15 protein-coding genes are annotated in these 18865 nt (G+C 57.5%); 13 read left to right on the plus strand and 2 right to left on the minus strand.

What is annotated here, in order from left to right; all coding sequences use genetic code 11:
- The first annotated feature begins 40 nt into the window (after positions 1-40).
- From BLR08_RS07335 to BLR08_RS07390, 12 genes are all read left to right on the plus strand, one after another.
- Entirely contained in the window at positions 41-643 is a 603-nt protein-coding gene (locus BLR08_RS07335; protein WP_072328543.1) for a chemotaxis protein CheB, read from the plus strand.
- Positions 640-1767, plus strand: coding sequence for a sensor histidine kinase (locus BLR08_RS07340; protein WP_072328544.1), 1128 nt, complete (start codon positions 640-642; stop codon positions 1765-1767). Before BLR08_RS07335 ends, BLR08_RS07340 begins: the two co-directional genes overlap by 4 nt.
- A 215-nt stretch (positions 1768-1982) precedes the next feature.
- Positions 1983-3029: a LacI family DNA-binding transcriptional regulator gene (locus BLR08_RS07345; RefSeq protein ID WP_256257429.1), complete on the plus strand. Its 1047-nt coding sequence runs from the start codon at positions 1983-1985 to the stop codon at positions 3027-3029.
- A gap of 123 nt (positions 3030-3152) precedes the next feature.
- A complete protein-coding gene (locus BLR08_RS07350) occupies positions 3153-6503 on the plus strand; it encodes an alpha-mannosidase (protein ID WP_072328545.1) in 3351 nt (1116 codons plus the stop codon).
- Between the two features lie 705 nt (positions 6504-7208).
- Entirely contained in the window at positions 7209-8171 is a 963-nt protein-coding gene (locus BLR08_RS07355; protein WP_072328546.1) for an acetylxylan esterase, read from the plus strand.
- A gap of 276 nt (positions 8172-8447) precedes the next feature.
- Positions 8448-9578: an ROK family transcriptional regulator gene (locus BLR08_RS07360; RefSeq protein WP_072328547.1), complete on the plus strand. Its 1131-nt coding sequence runs from the start codon at positions 8448-8450 to the stop codon at positions 9576-9578.
- A 125-nt stretch (positions 9579-9703) separates the two neighbouring features.
- Positions 9704-11161, plus strand: coding sequence for an aspartate ammonia-lyase (gene aspA, locus BLR08_RS07365; protein WP_072328548.1), 1458 nt, complete (start codon positions 9704-9706; stop codon positions 11159-11161).
- A 187-nt stretch (positions 11162-11348) separates the two neighbouring features.
- A complete protein-coding gene (locus BLR08_RS07370; RefSeq protein WP_072328549.1) occupies positions 11349-12404 on the plus strand; it encodes an SIS domain-containing protein in 1056 nt (351 codons plus the stop codon).
- 37 nt (positions 12405-12441) lie between these two features.
- On the plus strand, positions 12442-13308 hold the full coding sequence (fba, locus tag BLR08_RS07375) for a class II fructose-1,6-bisphosphate aldolase (RefSeq protein WP_072328550.1): 867 nt from the start codon (positions 12442-12444) through the stop codon (positions 13306-13308).
- A complete protein-coding gene (pfkB, locus tag BLR08_RS07380; RefSeq protein WP_072328551.1) occupies positions 13305-14231 on the plus strand; it encodes a 1-phosphofructokinase in 927 nt (308 codons plus the stop codon). Before fba ends, pfkB begins: the two co-directional genes overlap by 4 nt.
- A 266-nt stretch (positions 14232-14497) precedes the next feature.
- Positions 14498-15031 (plus strand): L,D-transpeptidase, encoded by a 534-nt coding sequence (locus tag BLR08_RS07385; RefSeq protein WP_256257430.1) that lies wholly within the window; start codon positions 14498-14500, stop codon positions 15029-15031.
- A 481-nt stretch (positions 15032-15512) separates the two neighbouring features.
- Positions 15513-15734, plus strand: coding sequence for a hypothetical protein (locus BLR08_RS07390; RefSeq protein WP_072328552.1), 222 nt, complete (start codon positions 15513-15515; stop codon positions 15732-15734).
- A 95-nt stretch (positions 15735-15829) separates the two neighbouring features.
- On the opposite strand, the gene BLR08_RS07395 is transcribed toward BLR08_RS07390, so the two are convergent.
- Both BLR08_RS07395 and BLR08_RS07400 read right to left on the minus strand, forming a co-directional pair.
- Complete coding sequence (locus BLR08_RS07395; RefSeq protein ID WP_072328553.1) at positions 15830-17113, minus strand: glucuronate isomerase; 1284 nt, start codon at positions 17111-17113, stop codon at positions 15830-15832.
- A gap of 486 nt (positions 17114-17599) precedes the next feature.
- Positions 17600-17806 (minus strand): DUF1657 domain-containing protein, encoded by a 207-nt coding sequence (locus BLR08_RS07400; RefSeq protein WP_072328554.1) that lies wholly within the window; start codon positions 17804-17806, stop codon positions 17600-17602.
- 174 nt (positions 17807-17980) lie between these two features.
- Here BLR08_RS07400 and BLR08_RS07405 point away from each other — a divergent pair, with 174 nt between their 5' ends.
- Entirely contained in the window at positions 17981-18841 is an 861-nt protein-coding gene (locus BLR08_RS07405; RefSeq protein ID WP_072328555.1) for a DUF421 domain-containing protein, read from the plus strand.
- The last annotated feature ends 24 nt before the right edge of the window (positions 18842-18865 follow it).

Genomic DNA, 18865 nt, shown 5'->3' on the forward strand with positions numbered 1-18865 from the left:
GGGCTTTACGTACACCTAGAAAAATGGGAGGCGGAAGCAAATGAGCTACGAAGCAGTTGTCATCGGCGTGTCTGCAGGCGGGTTGAAGGCGCTTGGGACATTGCTGCCTTTGCTTTCCCCCCGCTTTGCGCTGCCGCTATTGATCGTACAGCATACGAGGGAAGGCAGCGAAAGCTTTCTGGCCGAGCACTTGAACGAACGCTCCTCCATCCGGGTGAAGGAAGCGGATGATAAGGAGTATGTGCTTCCCGGCTGTGCTTATCTTGCCCCTCCCGGCTACCATTTGCTGGTGGAGGAGGACCGCAGCTTGAGCTTGTCTGTCGATCCTCCTGTGCTTCATTCGCGGCCTTCCATCGACGTTCTGTTCGAGAGCGCGGCTTATGTGTACGAGCGGCATTGTATCGGGGTCGTACTGACGGGAGCAAGCGGGGACGGGAGCATGGGGCTGCGCCGGATTAAGAGAGCAGGCGGCCTCACCGTCGTGCAGAATCCGCTAACCGCCGAATGCGGTACGATGCCGCTGGCGGCGATCCGGACGGCGGAGCCGGACTATATTCTGGACCTGGAGGAGATCGCCGGGCTGCTGAACGAGCTGGGAGACCTGCCGCCCGCAAGCGGAAATGAGAAAGGAGAGCATCTATGAATCATGGCCTGGAGAGGCAGCAATCCAAAATTCTGGTCGTCGACGACCGCCGGGAAAATTTGTACGCCATGGACAAAATATTGAGAACGCTGCCTTGTGAGGTGCATGCCGCCTATTCGGGCAATGAAGCGCTGTCGCTCACGCTCCGTCACGACTTCGCTCTGATCCTGCTTGATGTCAATATGCCGGAGATGGACGGCTTTGAGCTGGCTGAGCTGCTCCGCAGCAACAAGGATACGCAGCGCATTCCGATCATTTTCGTCACGGCGATCAACACGGAGGACAAAAGTGTGTTTAAAGGCTACGAGTCCGGGGCCGTCGACTATTTATTCAAGCCGGTAGACGTAGATATTTTGCTCAGCAAGGTTAAGGTTTTTCTCGAATTGAACCGGAAGCAGAAAGAGCTGGAGCTGATCCAGAGTGAGCTGGAGCGCAGCAACCGCAGCCTGGCCGAGTTCGCCCAGGTTGTGTCGCACGACTTGAAAAATCCGCTGCATGTCATTACCGGACTGAGCGAGCTGCTGCTGCTTAAGTATGCGGAAGGGATGAATGAGCGGTGCCGGAGCTCGATCGAGCAGATTGCCTCCTCGGCCCGGCGCATGGACAGGCTGATTACCGATATGCTGGCGTTCGCACGCGTGGACGCCCAGGCGATGGCGTATGACCTGGTCGATCTGAACGAGGTGCTGCAGGACGTCGTATCCGATCTGAGCAGCCGTCTGGAGGAGACGGGGGGAGAGGTCGTAAAGCTCGATGAGCTGCCCCGGCTGGAGGCGGACCGGACGCAGATGTATCAGCTGTTCCAGAATCTGCTGGCCAATGCGATCAAATACCATGCAAAGGGTCGCCCCCCTCGTATTGCGATCGGAACGATACGGCTTGCCAGCCCGGATGTATGCTGCTTTTATGTGGAGGATAACGGCATGGGGATGGAGGAAGCGGAGCTGCCGACCATCTTTAACCCGCTGACCCGTCTGGGCAATGCCAAGGGCCTGGAAGGAGTGGGACTGGGCCTCGCGACCGTGCGGCAGATCATCCAGCGGCATCAAGGGTCCGTTGAAGTGACGAGCAAACCTGGCGTCGGGACAAGATTCAAGATCGCATTTCCCGTCACAAGCCGGTAGGGAATAGCTCGGGACCGGGCGCAGGAGCGGATGTTGCTGCGTTCCGGCTGCTGCCGCGGAGCCTGTGATGCGGAGTCCGCGGCAGCAGCCTGTGAAGCGGAAATGGTGAGGTGGAAACGGCCGGTGTTCCGGCTATTGACCGGACGATGATCGACCTCCGGTAAAGAACAGTTGCCAGGAGTTTTGACACGTGTTATCTTAAGGGTGAAGCTGAGGTGAGGAAATTGAACAAACGCGTTACGAGTCATGATGTAGCCAAGCTGGCCGGCGTTTCGCGCGGCGTCGTGTCCGCTGTTCTGAACGGCACGCCCGGAATTCGCGTCAGCGAAGAGAAACGCAGAGACGTGCTGAAGGCCATAGAAGAGCTGAACTACAGCGTCGACGCGCAGGCTCGCAGCATGCGGACCGGCAAAAGCGGCTGCATAGCGGCTTATGGCAACCTGGATAATCCGTTTTTCCTGCAGGTGCTGCAGGGGGCTCAGCGCGTATGCACCGAACGGGGCTACCACCTGCTGCTGTATGGATATAACGGACTGGAGAGCAAGCAGTCCTTGATTGCGCTGTTTAACCAGCGGAGGATCGACGGGCTGCTGACGAAAGATGTTACCGGCTATGCCGACGATAAATGGGCCGCCATGGTGAAGGAAGCGGGGCTGCCGTACATGTCGGTCGAAGGGTATCCGGAGAGGGAGGATGTCCCGTCCGTCCTGCTCGATTATGGGGCCAGCATCCGGCTGGCGCTGGATGAGCTATATAAGCTGACAGGGCTGCCGCCCATCTATGTCGAGCTGTACAACGGGCCGGAATACGCGCCCAATTGGGGAGACCGCCACCGCCTCGCCGCCTATAAGGACTGGATGCGAGAGAAGCTTCTGCCGGAGACTGTCTGGACCTGCAAAGCTGACGGAGAAGATGCGGATTGGTGGGATGAGCGGCTTCGGCAGCTCCCGCGTCCATCCGCGTTGCTGGCTAATTGGTCGCGCGGAGGTTTGCTGCTCTATCGCTCGGCGCATCGACTGAACCTGCGGATTGGAAAAGAGCTGTATGTGATGGCTGCCGACAATACGATGGGAGCCAATGCCTACATGGTGCCGGCTTTATCGTCTGTGGAGGTGCCTTATCTGGCAATGGGGGAAGCGGGGGCCGGAAGGCTGCTGGATATGATCGAAGGCAAGCACCCGCAAGCCTCCCCTAAACTATGGGTGCCGGCAACGCTCGTGCAGCGGGAAAGCACGCCAGGCATCCCTATGGTGGGCGGGTGACCGCGTTCTGAACGAAACCAGGCAGAGTAGGGGGGCTGAGCTCTGCTCTGCTTTGCTTCGTTTTGTTTGGTTTGGTTGATGATATAACGTGTTATCAAATGTAATCGAAAAGGAGTGTTTCCTATGCATTGGACTGTAGAAAAATTGGAAGACCGTATCCGCATGCTGGAGCCATACCGTTATCGGGACGCCATACCGCTTGCCTGCGGGTGGCAGGAAGATGCGGAAGGAGAGGTCGGCGCTTATCCGCCCGATCTCAGCCGGGCGGCCGCCGCCGAGCGGGGGGCACGCTGGACGGGCAGAGACCGCTATATCTGGCTGAAGGCGCAAGCCGAGGTCCCGGCTCACTGGCAGAGCAGACGGGCGATCGGAGTCTTCGACTTCGGCTTGACGGGCGGCGGCGGCAATAGCGGCTTCGAGTCTTTGCTGTTTATCGACGGTCAGCCCTATCAGGGCGTGGATACGAACCATCGCGAGGTGATGCTCCCGGATGATGCGGCCGGCCGGACGCTGCCGCTTGTGTTCCGCCTGTGGTCGGGACTGGGCGGTTATGACAGCGGGGCCGTACTGGAGCATACTCTCCGCCGGGCCGATCTGTGCTGGCTGGATGAGGCTGCCGACGATCTTTATTATACGGGCCGGGCGATGCTGGATACGGTCAAGCTTCTCGGAGACGGCCGGGCGGAGCGTCATGAGCTGCTAGCTGCGCTGGATGAAGCCTTCCTGCTGCTGGACTGGTCCAGACCGGGCTCGGAAGCCTTCTACGCATCCGTCGTCCGGGCGCAGCAGGTTTTGCAGGAGCGGCTGACCTGCCTGCCGAAGCAGCATGCCGTGACGGTCCAATGCATCGGGCATACGCACATCGACGTCGCCTGGCTGTGGCGGCTGAAGCATACCCGGGAGAAGGCCGCCCGTTCCTTCTCCACGGTGCTGCGGCTAATGGAGCAGTATCCGGATTATGTGTTTCTGCAAACGCAGCCGCAGCTCTACGAATACATTAAGACGGATTATCCGCAGATTTATGAAGCGATCCGGGAGCGTGTGGCGGAGGGGCGCTGGGAAGCGGGGGGCGCGATGTGGCTGGAGGCGGACTGCAATCTGACGTCGGGCGAATCGCTCGTGCGGCAGCTGCTGTACGGCATCCGGTTTTTTCAACAGGAATTCGGCGTGACCTGCCGGTATCTGTGGCTGCCCGATGTATTCGGCTACAGCTGGGCTCTGCCGCAAATATTGCGGCAAAGCGGCATCCGGGCCTTCATGACAACGAAGATCAGCTGGAATCAGTATAACCGGATGCCGCATGACACTTTTCGCTGGAGAGGGATCGACGGGACGGAGATTTTAACGCATTTTATCACGACTCCGGACCCCGGGGGCGCAGAAGGCAGCTTTTTCTACACGTATAACGGAGCGGTAACGGCGGAGACGGTCCAGGGCATCTGGGACGGCTACCGGGACAAGTCCGTCAACCGCAAGCTGCTGCTGGCATATGGTTATGGAGACGGCGGGGGAGGCGTAAACCGCGATATGCTGGAGATGCGGCGGAGGCTGTCCCAGCTGCCCGGTTTGCCCCAGGTGACTACGGGGCGTGCAGATGCTTTCTTCGAGGAGCTGCAGGAGACTGTGGATCAGACGGGGCAGTATGTGCATACCTGGGACGGCGAGTTGTACCTGGAGCTGCACCGCGGAACCTATACGAGCCAAGCTTATAACAAGCGGATGAACCGGAAGCTTGAGCTGCTTTACAAGGAAACCGAATGGCTGGCGGTCCGCCAGGCGCTTGCAGCGGGCTGGAGGTCGTATCCTCAGGCTGCCTTGTATGCGGGCTGGAAGATCATTCTCCGCAATCAATTTCACGATATTATCCCCGGCTCCTCCATCCGGGAGGTGTACGAGGACAGCCGGGAGGAATATGCAGAAGCCGAGCTGATCGCGCGGCAAGTATGGGAGCAGGCTGACGGCGCATTGACAAGGGCAGGCGAAGGGGCAGTTAGCCGGTGCGGCGACGATGCGGAGGCTGAATCGTCCCGCGCGGCTGGCGCGAATCATGGGGCCGCTGGGGCCCCGGCTCCGGAGAGACGGAGCGTCGCCGATGCGGAGGCTGAATCGTCCCGCGCGGCTGATGCGAATCATCGGGCCGCTGGGGCCCCGGCTCCGGGCAGCCGGAGCTATACCGTTTGGAACAGCTCGTCCTGGGAGCGGACGGAGCTTGTTGCGATTTCGGGAGCCGCCCAGCTGGGGGAGGGCCGCTGGTACGGCGCCAGCGGAGAGAAGCTGGAGGCGCAGCGCTCGGAGGCGGAGAACAGCTGGCTGGTGCGGGTGCCGTCGGTGCCGTCGCTGGGGCATGCCGTCATCGCGTTTACTCCGGATGCAGCGCCGTCCAAGGAAGCGGCTTCCGCTCCCGGGGGGCCGGAGATTCCTTTTACAGCTGAGCCGGGACGAATCGAGTCGCCTTATTACGTCATCGAATGGAATGCAGCCGGACATCTGGTCCGTATTTATGACAAGCAGGAGAATCGCGAGGTGCTCGCGCCGGGCATGCAGGGCAATGTGCTGCAAGTATTTGAGGATAAGCCGAAAAGCCGGCATGAGGCATGGGATATTGATCTGTTCTACCAAGAGAAGCAGCGGACGATCGAGGAGCTGCAAGAGGTGCGGATAACGGAGCTGGGGGAACTGTACGCGACGGTGGAATTCCGCTGGACCTATATGGACTCGTCCGTTAAGCAGAAGATGGTCCTGTATGCGCGCAGCCGGCGGATCGACTTCGATACGGCTGTCGACTGGCATGAGCAGCGGCAGCTGCTTAAGGCAGCTTTTCCGGTGGATATCCGGGCAACGGAAGCGACCTACGATATCCAGTTCGGCAATGTGAAACGTCCGACGCACTGGAACACGAGCTGGGACTATGCCCGCTTCGAGAGCGTGGGACATCAATGGGCGGATCTGTCCGAGCGGAGCTACGGCGTCAGTCTGCTGAATGATTGCAAATACGGCTACGATATCAAGGATAACCGGCTCCGGCTGACGCTGATCAAGTCGGCGGCAGTGCCGGACCCGACGGCCGACCAAGGAGAGCACCGGTTCACCTATGCGCTGTACCCGCATGCCGGAGATTGGCTGCAGGGCGGAACCGTACAGGCGGCATATGCCTTGAACCATCCGCTGTCTGTATCCGCAGGGGCGGCTGCATCGGCGCCGGCCTCGCTTTTCGCCATCTCGGGCGGAGCGCATGTGATGGTCGACTCGGTCAAGAAGGCGGAGGATCAAGACAAGGTCGTGCTCCGGCTGCATGAATATGGCGGCAATCGCGGGACGATCACGATAACCAGCGAGTATGATATTGTCTCCTGGCAGGCATGCAGCCTGCTTGAAGAGCCCGAGGGAGAGCCGGTGACCGGCCCGGAACTAAGCTGCACGATTAAGCCTTATGAGCTGAAGACGTTTCTGGTGGCCTTCCATTCAAGCCTTTGAAGCGGGGAAAATAAAGGGTGACCGTTGGGTGGCGTGTTTTGAACGAAATTCCGCATATTCCTCCCATCTTGAATGCCAGTCGGTGGCGTTATGTACGTTTTTTCGTATATTCCCCCCATCTCGACCACCATTTGGTTGCATTTTGAACGGAATTTCGTACATATTTCCCATTGTGACCGCCAGTGGGGCTCGTTTTGTATGTTTTTTCGTATATGTTTCTCCTCCTGCGACTGCCGATCGGTAGCGTTTTGAATGTCGGCCTATTCGTTCATGTAGCTTAGTTTCGGCTTTCCGGTCGAATACCGCAACACGAAGTATTTCATTAAACGGTTCAAGCGGCAGACAGGGCTCACCTATCCGAATTCAGAGATAAATAATGATCCGGCGCAGGTATTATGGCAGATGTTGCCGAGGCTACGGGTGTTCGTATTTGGGGAGTTGGTGTGGTGTGAGGTGAAACGTTTTACGAGCTTCCTAGGAATTCGTGTATTTGCCGCCATATCATTCCAACTGGTCACGACTTCAGGAGCGGTTGGCCCCTGTAGCGGGCCCTCCTTCGCGCCGAAGGCAGGGAGCGGCACACAGAGATCCTATGCATCCGGACGCTAGCCGTTTTTTCTTATTTACGACTTGTGGAACATGTTGTAAATTTAGTAGGGATGTTATTGATACTTCTTAAATCTATAGTCGCAAAGGATGATGATCATGCCTGTCGTTGATATGTCGCTGGAAAAGCTCAAGTCGTATCAAGGAAGCACTCCGAGACCTGCCGATTTCGACGCTTACTGGGAGAAGGCGCTGGAGGAAATGAAAGCCGTCGACCCGCAGGTGGAGCTGGTGCCCGCCGAATTTCAGGTGCCATTCGCCGAGTGCTTCCATCTTTACTTTACAGGAGTGAAGGGAGCCAGGGTGCATGCCAAATACGTCAGGCCGAAGCAGGCCCAAGCTCCGCATCCGGCCGTGCTCCAGTTTCACGGATATTCGGGCAGCAGCGGAGATTGGACGGATAAGCTGGCCTATGCCGCCCTCGGTTTCTCGATCGCATCGCTGGATGTGCGCGGACAAGGCGGCAGGTCCGAGGATGCGGGAGGCGTAGCCGGCAATACGCATCACGGACACATTATCCGCGGCCTGAACAGCGCCGATCCGCATGAGCTGCTGTTCCGCCATATTTTCCTGGATACGGCTCAGCTTGCCCGGATCGTCATGGGCTTCCCGGAGGTTGACGAAAACCGGGTGGGAGCCACCGGCTGGTCGCAAGGCGGGGCGCTGGCCATCGCCTGCGCAGCGCTCGAGCCGCGCATTCGCCGGACGGCTCCGGTGTACCCGTTCCTGAGCGACTACAAGCGTGTGTGGGACATGGACCTGTGCAAGGATGCGTACGCGGAGCTTAAGACCTTCTTCCGGCATTTTGATCCGCAGCATCAGCGGGAAGAGGAGCTGTTCACGCGGCTCGGCTACATCGATATTCAGAATCTGGCTCCCCGTATCGAAGCCGAGGTGCTGATCGGAGTCGGGCTTGTGGATACGATCTGCCCGCCGTCCACGCAATTCGCCGCCATCAACAAGATGAAGGCTCCCGTACAACTTGAGATTTACCCGGATTTCGCCCATGAAGGCTTGCCGGGCATGCACGATAAGATTATCCGTTTTTTGAGCGAGCTATAGCCGTACTTCAGCGGGCCGCAGACTGTCGATATGACGGTCTGCGGTTTTCTGTGCGCTTGGTAGCGCAATCGACTAAGGAGTGAAAGTCTCCAGCACACTGCGAGGTGGCGGGACTACTTGATTCTTCATGGGTCTGTCATACGCTGCAGATCAATCCGTTTTTGTTCAGCCGCGCTTGTCGTCCGGCAAGCACGGCTGTCGGAACAAAGGGATTGGTGCTATAATGAAGCGAAAAGACAAGAGATAGCACGGAATTTGAAGTTCGGAGACGATACAATGGGCAAAATTGGAAATCAACAGATGCTGCGGGACATCAATAAATCGCTGCTTCTTCATCTGGTGTATCATCATGGGCCGATCTCACGGGTGGATCTGGCCAGACGCACGAAGCTCAGTCCGACTACGGTGTCCGTTCTGATGGAAGACGCGATCCGCGAAGGCATGATTCATGAAACCGGCACATCCGGTTCCGGGGTAGGCAGGCGGATGACGCTGCTTGATATCCGCGAGGACAACGGGTTTGTGCTGGGCTTCGATCTGTCCAATGCGCCGGCCCGTTGCGTGCTGCTGAATCTGCGGGGCAAGGTCATGGCGATGAAGCCGCTGCGGAAGCTGATCGGCGAGCAGGAAATCCGCAGCGGTCTGGCCGCCATGATCGACGGCTTTGTCGCGGAGGAGCGCGTTCCGCGCGAGCTCATCCGCTGGGTCGGATTGTCCTTGCCGGGCTGGCTGGATGAAGAGCGGGACAGGCTGATCTACTCGGATTACCTCCAGGTTCGCGATATGCCGCTGCGCCGGATGCTGCACGAAGCGCTCGGTCTGCCGGTAGGACTGGTCAATGATCTGGACGCCGCAGGCTTCGCCGAGCGGTTCAGCGGGTCGGCCAAAGGGCTGCATACGATCGTCTACATCCTGATCGGCTACGGAGTCGGAGCCGGCCTGGTGCTGCGCGACCAGATTTACCGGGGCGTAGCCGGGAAGGCCGGGATGATCGGCGACTTCTATCCCTATGGCACGGAGATTTTGGCTGCGAGGCTTGCCGCGCAATATCCGGAGGCATTCGGCGAAGGAGAGCCGGACGAGAAGATAGCCCGCTTCGTGCGGCTCGGTCTTCAGGGGGAAGCGCCGTATGCGGCCGAGCTGGGGGAGATCACCGAGCGTATCGCGTCCTATTGCGGCAACATGGTCCAATTGCTCGACCCCGAGCAGTTGATTTTGAGCGGTTGGATCTCGGAGCATGAAGCTTACCTTGCCGAGCTGACCGCGCGCATCCGCCATTATGAAGGCTGGAATCGCAGGGAAGCGCCCGTGCCGGTGCAGGCCCCTTACTGGAAGGAATACGGCGCGGCCATAGGAGCAGCCACGCTGGGGCTTCATCAGCTGTTTAAAATGAAGACGGTGGATTGACTGATGCTCCTATTTGTTTATGCCGGCATAGTTTGCTAGTATGGGGAGGGAGCTATGCTCCTTGCGGTCCTGCTGGACCGGAACAAAATTAAAGTACATACGATGGTTCGAGAGGATGAGTTGTCATGACGAAGGCTGGATTTCGGATTGAGAAGGATTTTCTGGGAGCGAAGGAGGTTCCGCTGCACGCTTATTATGGCGTTCAGACGATGCGTGCCGTGGAGAACTTCCCGATAACAGGGTATCGCATCCATCAGGAGCTGATCGTAGCGATGGCTACGGTCAAGAAAGCCGCTGCGTTAGCTAATATGGAGATCGGCCAGCTGAAGCCCCAGTTCGGGCAGGTCATCGTACAGGCTGCTGACGAGATTATAGCCGGCCAGTGGCATGAGCAATTCATCGTCGATCCGATTCAGGGGGGCGCAGGCACCTCTATTAATATGAATGCGAATGAAGTGATTGCGAACCGTGGGATCGAGCTGCTGGGCGGCGACAAGGGCAATTACTTCATGCTGAGCCCCAACACGCATGTCAATATGGCCCAGTCCACCAATGATGCGTTTCCGACGGCGATTCATATCGCGGTGCTGCGAATGCTCGATCAGCTGCTCGCCGTGATGGAAGAGCTGCACGAAGGATTCCGCGAGAAGGCCAAGGCGTTCGACGGCATCATCAAGATGGGCCGCACCCATCTGCAGGACGGGGTGCCGATCCGGCTCGGTCAGGAATTCGAGGCTTACCGCCGCGTGTTGTCCAGAGACATCACGCGAATCGGACAAACGCGCCAGCATCTGTATGAAATCAACATGGGAGCAACAGCCGTGGGCACCGGTCTCAATGCCGACCCTCGCTATATTCACCGGGTGGCGGCGCTGCTCGCCGAGCTGACGGGCTACCCGCTGCACAGCGCCGAGCATCTGGTTGACGCTACGCAGAATACGGATGCCTACACGGAGGTGTCCGCTTCTCTGAAGGTATGCATGATCAATATGTCCAAGATCGCCAACGATCTGCGCTTGATGGCTTCAGGCCCGCGGGCAGGATTCAATGAGATTAACCTGCCGGCCAGACAGCCGGGCTCCTCGATCATGCCGGGCAAGGTGAACCCGGTCATGTGCGAGGTCGTCAATCAGGTTGCCTTCCAGGTCATCGGCAATGATCACACGATCTGCCTGGCATCCGAGGCCGGCCAGCTGGAGCTGAACGTCATGGAGCCGGTGCTGGTGTTCAATCTGCTGCAATCGCTCAGCATGATGACTCAAGTGTTCAAAGTGTTCAAAACCCACTGCCTGGACGGCATCGAGCCGAATGTGGAGCGCTGCCGCGAATACGTGGAGCGCAGCGTCGGAGTCATCACGGCGCTTAACCCGCATCTGGGCTATGAGCCGGTTGCCCGGATCGCCCGTGAGGCGATCGAAACAGGCAAGTCGGTGCGTGAATTATGCCTGCTGTATGATGTACTGAGAGAGGATGAGCTTAACTTGATCCTCGACCCGTACGAGATGACGAATCCCGGCATCGCCGGAGCTGCGCTGCTGACCCGCGATCAGCAAGAGGACGAATCCGGTAAGCCGAAAGCTTAACCGGCTCACCTAACGCGGACCAAAGGCTGCCCCGGCGCCGTTTCGAGAGGATCTCACTCCCATGTTTTGGGAGGCGAGATCCTTTTTCATTTTCCATAGCGAAATATAAATCAAAATTTTGATTGAAAAAATCAAAATAATGACGTATATTATCATTAATAACGGTAAATGAGAGAGGAGCCTGAACATGACTTCATTCGGTCAATTCACTTATCCGGAAATTTCCGCGCAGGCGGAGGCGCTTGAAGAGGCATTGTCCCAGCTCGCACGCCAGGCTGATTGGGTGCAGACGTACTTGAAGGACAACGATGCTGACGAGGTTGTATTTATCGGCAGCGGGTCGTCTTATTACCAGGCATTGTCCATGGCTTCCACCTTTCGCTCCTGGCTGGGCAAAAGCGCGACCGCGTTCCCATCCTCCGAGCTGTTTCTGTTCCAGCGTCAGGCGCTGCCGCCGAGCCGCCGCTATCTGGTTATCGGCGTATCCCGCTCCGGGGAATCGACGGAGGTCGTACTGGCGTTGAATGCAGTCAAGGATTTGCCGAATGTGCGGATCGCATCGATCACTTGCTATGAGGACAGCTCGATGGCTCAGATCGCGCCTGCGCTCGTCTCGCCCAAGGGCAAGGAGAAGAGCACGGTCATGACCAAGTCGTTCAGCAGCATGACGTTTCTGATGCAGGCCGCGATCGCTCAAGCGTCGGGGCGTCCCGAACTCGTGAGCCAACTGGTCGAGGTCGCGAAGGCTGATGCCCAGGTCGTTAAAGCGGCCGATGCCTTTATCAAGCCGTTCGTAGACGGCACGGAGCTTCATAAATTTATTTATCTCGGCATGGGCACTTATTACGGGATCGCGCTTGAGGCTTGCCTGAAGATCAAGGAAATGTCGTATGTATGGACGGAAGCCTATGGCACGCTGGAATTCCGCCACGGTCCGAAGTCGATCGTCGAGCCGGGCTCGCTCGTCTGCCTGCTGCTGTCGGAGGAAGCGCGTTCCTATGAACTGAAGGTGGCTCAGGAGATGAAGGAGTACGGCGCGACCGTACTGATCGTGACGGCCCGGGCCGGAGCGGACACCGAGTTCGCGGACAGCGTGTTTGAGCTTGGGGGAGCCGAGCTGTCGGATGACGCCCGTACGGTGCTTTATTTGCCTCTGCTGCAGTATCTCGGCTTCTACACGGCGCTGAAGCGCCAGGTCGATCCCGATTCGCCGCGGAACCTGACTCAGGTCGTCAAAATCTGATTCTGTCCCATACTTTAATCACGAGGAGCGAACACCTATGCCACTTGTATCGTCTACCCCTCTGTTGGAAGCGGCCCGCGCGGGCGGCTACGGAGTCGGAGCATTTAACGTCCATACCCTGGAGATGCTTCAAGCGGTCGTGGAAGCGGCCGAAGAAACGAAATCTCCGCTCATTTTGCAGTCGACGGTAGGTACGGTCAGGCATCTCGGGGCCGACTATTTGGCGGCGGCGGCCACCGCAGCTGCGAACCGTTCTTCTGTCCCGATCGCGCTGCACTTGGACCACTGCACTGAGTTCGAGCTGATCGTTCAATGCATTCGCGCAGGCTACACCTCGGTCATGATCGACGCTTCCATGCATCCGTTCGATGAAAATGTCCGCCAGACCCGCAAGGTGGTCGAGATCGCCCGCGCCGCCGGCGTAAATGTGGAGGCGGAGCTGGGCAAGGTAGGCGGCGTAGAGGATGACATCGTCGTCGCCGAGCATGAGGCGCTGATGGCGGACCCGGACGAATGCGCGAAGTTTATGGAGCTGACGCAGGTGCATACGCTGGCCCCTGCGATCGGTACCGCCCACGGGATCTATAAGGGTGAGCCGAAGATCGATTTTGACCGGATCGAGCGCATCGCCGGCAAGGTGAGTGTGCCGCTTGTCCTCCACGGAGGCTCGGGGATTCCCGAAGAGCAGGTCAAACGCTGCATTAGCCTCGGGATGTCCAAGATGAATATCGCCACGGAAATCCGTATCGTTTTCTCGGATGCGATCAAGGCTGTATTTGCCGCCAATCCGGATGAAAACGATCCTCGTAAATATATGGTTCCGGCCAAAAAAGCGGTAAAGGCTGCCGCTATGGAGAAAATGCGGATGCTGGGCTCGATCGGCAGAGCCGGAGACCATCGATGATCGTTACGGTTACGCTGAACGCGGCCATCGATAAGACGTATTATGTCAACCATTTGGAAAAAGGGCGGGTTACACGAGCGGATCGCGTGCTCGCCGAGCCCGGAGGCAAAGGCATCAATGTGGCCCGGGTCATCGCTCAGCTGGGCAGACCTGTGCTGGCCACCGGTTTCGCGGGAGGCAGCAATGGGGAATTTATTCGTCGCGGGCTGGATAAGCAGGGCATACGCCATGATTTTGTCCCGGTGAACGGCGAATCCCGGCTTTGCCTGAATATGATGGAAGCGGACGGCAGCTCGACCGAACTGCTGGAGCCGGGTCCGGTCATTTCGGATGAAGAAATGAGCGCATTCCGCGCCAAGCTGTTGAAGCTGGCAGAAGAAGCCAACTTGTTCGTGTTCAGCGGCAGCCTGCCTGCCGGGGTGCCGAAAAGCTTCTATGCCGAGCTGCTGACCGATATTCATCAGGCCGGAGCCAAAGCACTGCTCGATACGAGCGGTGAAGCGCTCATCCGCGGGATAGAGGCGGGACCCTACGCCATCAAGCCCAATGAAGAGGAGCTGGCGGCGATCGAGGGCCGCAGCTTCGAGACGGAGGCTGCTATCCTGGAGGCAATGCGCGGGCTGGGCAATCGGACAGCTTGCATTCAGGTCTCGAGAGGTTCCGAAGGTTCGCTTGCCTTGTACGAAGGGCTGGCCTACCGGGTGAAGCCGCCGGTCATCGAAGCGGTCAATACGGTAGGCTGCGGCGACGCCTATATGGCGGGTACGGCTATCGGCTTGCATGAGGGCTTGCCTTATGCCGATATTCTTCGGCTGGCCACGGCTGCGGCTGCGGCCAATGCGTTGAACGACCGGGCTGGCCACGTGGACGCTGGAGTGGTGGAAGCTTTACGGGAACAGGTGCAGATAGAAGTAATAGGATGAATGGACCCTGGCCCTGGCCGGCTAGCCGTGGATGGATGATGGAGTTAGGAGCGGCCGGTCTGGAGCGGGAATAGCAGGAGGAAGCCTTGGGCATACGGCCGCGTATGCTCAGGGCTTCTTTGCGCCGCCTGCCTTGCGATAACCAGCGGCTGACAGACTTTGCGAGCGAAGGAATGAGATCGCGGTGAATACGCGCATGCCGCTTCCGTAAACAATATCTGTAGCTGTGCGTAGAGGCAGTAGGACTAGCAAAGGAATGAAGTTTAGTGAAATGTTCTCAAGCACGAATACGGGTTGCTCTAAGTATTCTCCTGCTCGCGGCATTCCTGGCGGCGGGTCAAGCTTCAACGCATGCTGCTGTCCCGCCGGCGCAAAAATCGGCGAACGAGCAGCTGTTGATGGGATTGCAGGAGGAGGGCGTTTATCTCATCATCGAGAAAAAGACCAACCGGCTGTCGGTCGTCCATAATGGCCGAATTATCCGAACGATGCCTGTAGCAACAGGACGCCGCAAGGGGCTTACGCCTACCGGCACCTTCCGGATTGTAACCAAGATTGTGAAGCCCTGGTACGTGCGCAAGCAAATACCGGGGGGGGATCCCGCCAATCCGCTCGGGACTCGGTGGATGGGACTTAATGTGCCGGGCACCGGGGGGTACACGTACGGCATCCACGGTACGAACCGGCCATATGCGATCGGTTCAAGCGTATCGTCGGGCTGCATCCGGATGCTGAACCGTGATGTGGAATGGTTATACCGGCATATGCCGCTCGGTACGGTTGTGTTGATCAAGGAATAGCCGAGCAGAACGGCTGCAGAAGGCCCAGGAAAGAAATCGGTAGTTTCGCGTATAGAAATGATGGGTTGCGCGCATTCTATTCTCAACGGTGACAAGAGAGGTGTGGTTCCGTTGAGCATCAGAACGGTTTCGACCAAGGAAGTTGTTTTTGAATCGAGGTAGAAGCGGAGGGATGTGCCAAAGACACGTTCGTGCAGTACCCCGTACTGTTAGCGTGATGCGGTAAGAACCGAGGTTTCGATGCAAGATTCAAGGCAGTTACCAAATTTCACCGTTGGAAAGGTCTCCTGAGAGGGAGACCTTTTTCCTTTGCCGGTCTCCAGCTGCTCGAGCGCTCAGTTCGATGTCCTCGCCCCAGCTTCGGGCCTAAGCAGTCGCGGGTCAGCTGCCGGTTTGCAAGCTTGTTCCATGTTTGTCCGTTTCGAGCGCTTCTCTTCCTGCATTTACTATTCTATGTCAGGAGGGGAAGGAGTTGATAGATATGGCTAACAATCGTCCGGATATCGTCACGATCCGGTTTCACCGGAATTCCCGGAATACGCGGATTATCGATGGAGTTTGCGTGATCGGCAGCGCCCAGCCTTGCCGGAATCTGCTCTCAGTCGGTCTCCGTCTGCTTCCGGCCGCGCGCTGTCTGCTTCGGAACGAATTCCGCCTGGTGTACAGAGCACAGGGACTATGGGTATTCAAGCGCAACCGTTAATAGGCCAAGCCCGGCTTAGCGTGAAGCGCCGACCGCACAAAAAGGCTCTCTGCCATGCAGCTAAGCATGGCGGAGAGCTCTATTGTATACATACCTTATTGGCTGGCTTGAGCCTTCAGTGCCGGATCGGGTTTGCCGAGGAAGGACCAGAAGGCGCCGCCGAGCAAGCCGGCGATGTCGCGGCGGATCTCCTCTTCTTCCAGACGCCAGCCGGCGCGGAACAAGTCGCCGTATTTGTCGCACAGCACCTTGGCGATAATGGCGCGGGAATGATCCCACTTGTAGATCAGCTGGTCAAGAATCCGGCAGTCGGAATGCTGCGGGATCACGCTGCCGCCAAGCAGCTCCAGCCGCATCCGCGTCATTTCTTCGATCAGGCTCGGATTGTTCAGGAACCACCAGCAGCCGAACACCAGAAGATTGCGGTTTTTGCGGGCGGTGACTGCAAGCTCGTGCTGGTTCTCGCGGGACAGCATCGTTACCAGAAATTTCACGTCCTGATTGCGGCTTACGATTCTCTCCACCGCGCCGATATCGCTGCGGCCCAGACTGTCGCCGGCATACTTCAGCGACGGGTTGACTTGGCGCTTGACGCCGATCATCAGGGCGAACGGAATGCCTGCTTCGCGGGCAGCCGGCAGGATGCATTCGTCGATAACCCGGCCCCGTACGGAAGCCTCGGGGTAAGCGAAGTCATCCGGCAGCGAGACGGCCATATACAGCGGATCGATCCGTGCGATCCAGTCCTTCAGGAAGCGGCGAATTTCACTTACGGTATCGCCGGAGAAGTCTTGAGCTACCGCATATCCCTGCTTCTGCAGCGCCAGATAAGCTTGATCCCAGCCGTTCAGCAGCGGATCGATGCGCAGAGCGGTCAGGAAGCGGGGATCTTGCCGGCCGGCCCCGTTCTCCCATCTTGCGCGTTCATAATCGTCGAACGGATCGTTCGTCATCACGGCGCTGCGAACGCCGGACAACTCGAATATCCGGTCGATATAGTCGCTGGTGGACACTTGCCGGAAGTAGTTGCGGTATTCACCAAGATCGCGGGAAGACAAATCAAGCCCAAGCCGGTTCAACACGGTGACGACGCCCCGGCAAGCTTCACTGTAAGGGGAGTTGTCAATAAACAGCGTCTGCCAGATCAGGTCGGCTTGCTCTTGCTTGCTCATGCCCCAGAAGGTGTCGTAAGGTAGGTCCGGGTGGAAACGGAACATCTCGGCGATCAAATAATGATAAGTCAGAAGCTCGTCGATGCCCCACAGCAGCAGATCGTCGAAGGATTCGGCAAACAGATGCGTATGGATGTCGGTTACCGGCGTTTGACGTACGGTTTCATGAATAAATGCGTTCAGCTTCTCTTCGGTAAGAATGGCCATTAGATAAGAAAACCTCCTGAAAAAGGCGTAATAACTTACATTGTTCACGTTAACAATGCTATTATATCACTGTTTTCTGAGCGTGAACAGAGAGCCTGTTCCCCGAATTCATTCCCGGCTTGCCGCTTTCATATGGGCTGTTGTCCGTATCCCCATGCTTAAGGTCCGGCATACCATACAAAGACCGCTCTAATGACCCGAGAGAAGAGAGGAACAATCGATGCGAGTCCATGGATCCATGCTGGTCATCCTGCTGCTGTTCATTCTGTTGATTTTGCTGCTTCTATTGGTGTGGAGTTAAGCAAGACAAAGCCCGCAGTCTTTCTCGGAAGAAAGCTTGCGGGCTTTGCTGCGTCCGGGCCGCTGAGCGGTTCCTGCAGGAGGGCGTAGAAGTTCGGGGATCAAGAAGCCGGAGAGCCGACGGGAAATTGAATCAGCGCGTGGAATCCCCGATCGGCCGCAGGCCGCATGTTATTGACCGGACTCCTAGAAGCCTTTATATTGCGGCTCCTCGTTCTCCAATTGCTGGACTCGCATATTGACCTGATCGACGATTTGCTGCGTTTGCTTCGCGCAGTTCTCGAACATCGTTTTGGCCTCCTGATTTTGGGTGCCCAAGGCGAAGGTTTCGAGGCTGGCTTGTGCGCTCTTGAGCGAGGCGAGCGTCGTTTTTACCTGCGATGCTACTGTCATTCGAATCACCTCCCGCCTCTAATATGTACACAGGAAGAGAATCCATGAATGTAAATAACATCCAGCTAGGATCGCTGCGATCGTATCATAATTTTCCCGAGACTGGCAACGCTACATACAGGCTCGCCTGCAGGTTCAACCGGATTTATGACGGGAGTTTAAGGAGGAATCGATTTGGCAGATTGGCTGCATATTGCCGTACGTTCGTTTGCGGCAGTCGTGATTTTGTTCACCATTACGCGTCTGCTCGGTAAAAAGCAAATTTCGCGGCTTACCTTCTTCGAATATATAGTCGGGATTGCGATCGGGGAGCTGGCCGGATTCATTTCCACGGACCTGGAGGCTCATATTACTCATGGGCTTATCGCGATCGCTGTCTGGTTTCTGATTCCGTTCGGGATCGAAGCACTGACGCTCAAGAGCGAACGTCTTCGGGAATGGATGGAAGGCCGGGGCACGATTCTGATCAAAGAAGGAAAGGTGCTGGAGGACAATCTGAAGAAAGAACGTTATACGGCAGACGAGCTGATGGAGCAGCTCAGGAGAAAAAATGTGTTCCAGTTTGCCGATGTGGAATTTGCCATCCTGGAGACAAGCGGCGACCTGAACGTATTGTTGACCAGAGAGAATCGTCCTCTCACGCCCAAGCATCTCGGAATCAAGGTGGCGCCGGAGAAACAACCTCAGGCCGTTATCGTGGACGGCAATATCATGGACGAGCAGCTGGCATCGGGCGGTTTCAGCAGGGAATGGCTGCAGACGGAGCTGGAGAAGATAGGCGTAACGGTAGAGAACGTGTTTCTTGCTCAAGCGGACAGCTACGGACAGCTGACGGTCGATCTGTATGATGATACGCTTCAGGTTCCGAAGCCGAGCGCGAAGCCTTTGCTGCTTGCGACGCTGAAGAAATGCGAGGCCGATCTGACGCTCTTCGGACTGAGCACCAAAAATCCATCCGCCAAAACGATGTACGAGGACGCCGCGGCGCGCATGGCCCGGATCGTCCAGGAGGCCGAGCCGCTGCTCAAATCGTAAGTAAGTCCGTCCCAAGTCCGCTCC

This window comes from Paenibacillus sp. cl123 (assembly GCF_900101595.1).
GTDB lineage: Bacteria > Bacillota > Bacilli > Paenibacillales > NBRC-103111 > Paenibacillus_G.

Excerpts from the sequence above, each read along its gene's own strand:
- fba (WP_072328550.1), top strand. The coding sequence starts at position 12,442 with ATGCCACTTGTATCGTCTACCCCTCTGTTGGAAGCGGCCCGCGCGGGC.
- aspA (WP_072328548.1), top strand. The coding sequence starts at position 9,704 with ATGACGAAGGCTGGATTTCGGATTGAGAAGGATTTTCTGGGAGCGAAG.
- BLR08_RS07360 (WP_072328547.1), top strand. The coding sequence starts at position 8,448 with ATGGGCAAAATTGGAAATCAACAGATGCTGCGGGACATCAATAAATCG.
- BLR08_RS07340 (WP_072328544.1), top strand. The coding sequence starts at position 640 with ATGAATCATGGCCTGGAGAGGCAGCAATCCAAAATTCTGGTCGTCGAC.
- BLR08_RS07395 (WP_072328553.1), bottom strand. The coding sequence starts at position 17,113 with ATGGCCATTCTTACCGAAGAGAAGCTGAACGCATTTATTCATGAAACC.
- BLR08_RS07370 (WP_072328549.1), top strand. The coding sequence starts at position 11,349 with ATGACTTCATTCGGTCAATTCACTTATCCGGAAATTTCCGCGCAGGCG.
- pfkB (WP_072328551.1), top strand. The coding sequence starts at position 13,305 with ATGATCGTTACGGTTACGCTGAACGCGGCCATCGATAAGACGTATTAT.
- BLR08_RS07390 (WP_072328552.1), top strand. The coding sequence starts at position 15,513 with ATGGCTAACAATCGTCCGGATATCGTCACGATCCGGTTTCACCGGAAT.
- BLR08_RS07350 (WP_072328545.1), top strand. The coding sequence starts at position 3,153 with ATGCATTGGACTGTAGAAAAATTGGAAGACCGTATCCGCATGCTGGAG.
- BLR08_RS07335 (WP_072328543.1), top strand. The coding sequence starts at position 41 with ATGAGCTACGAAGCAGTTGTCATCGGCGTGTCTGCAGGCGGGTTGAAG.
- BLR08_RS07355 (WP_072328546.1), top strand. The coding sequence starts at position 7,209 with ATGCCTGTCGTTGATATGTCGCTGGAAAAGCTCAAGTCGTATCAAGGA.
- BLR08_RS07400 (WP_072328554.1), bottom strand. The coding sequence starts at position 17,806 with ATGACAGTAGCATCGCAGGTAAAAACGACGCTCGCCTCGCTCAAGAGC.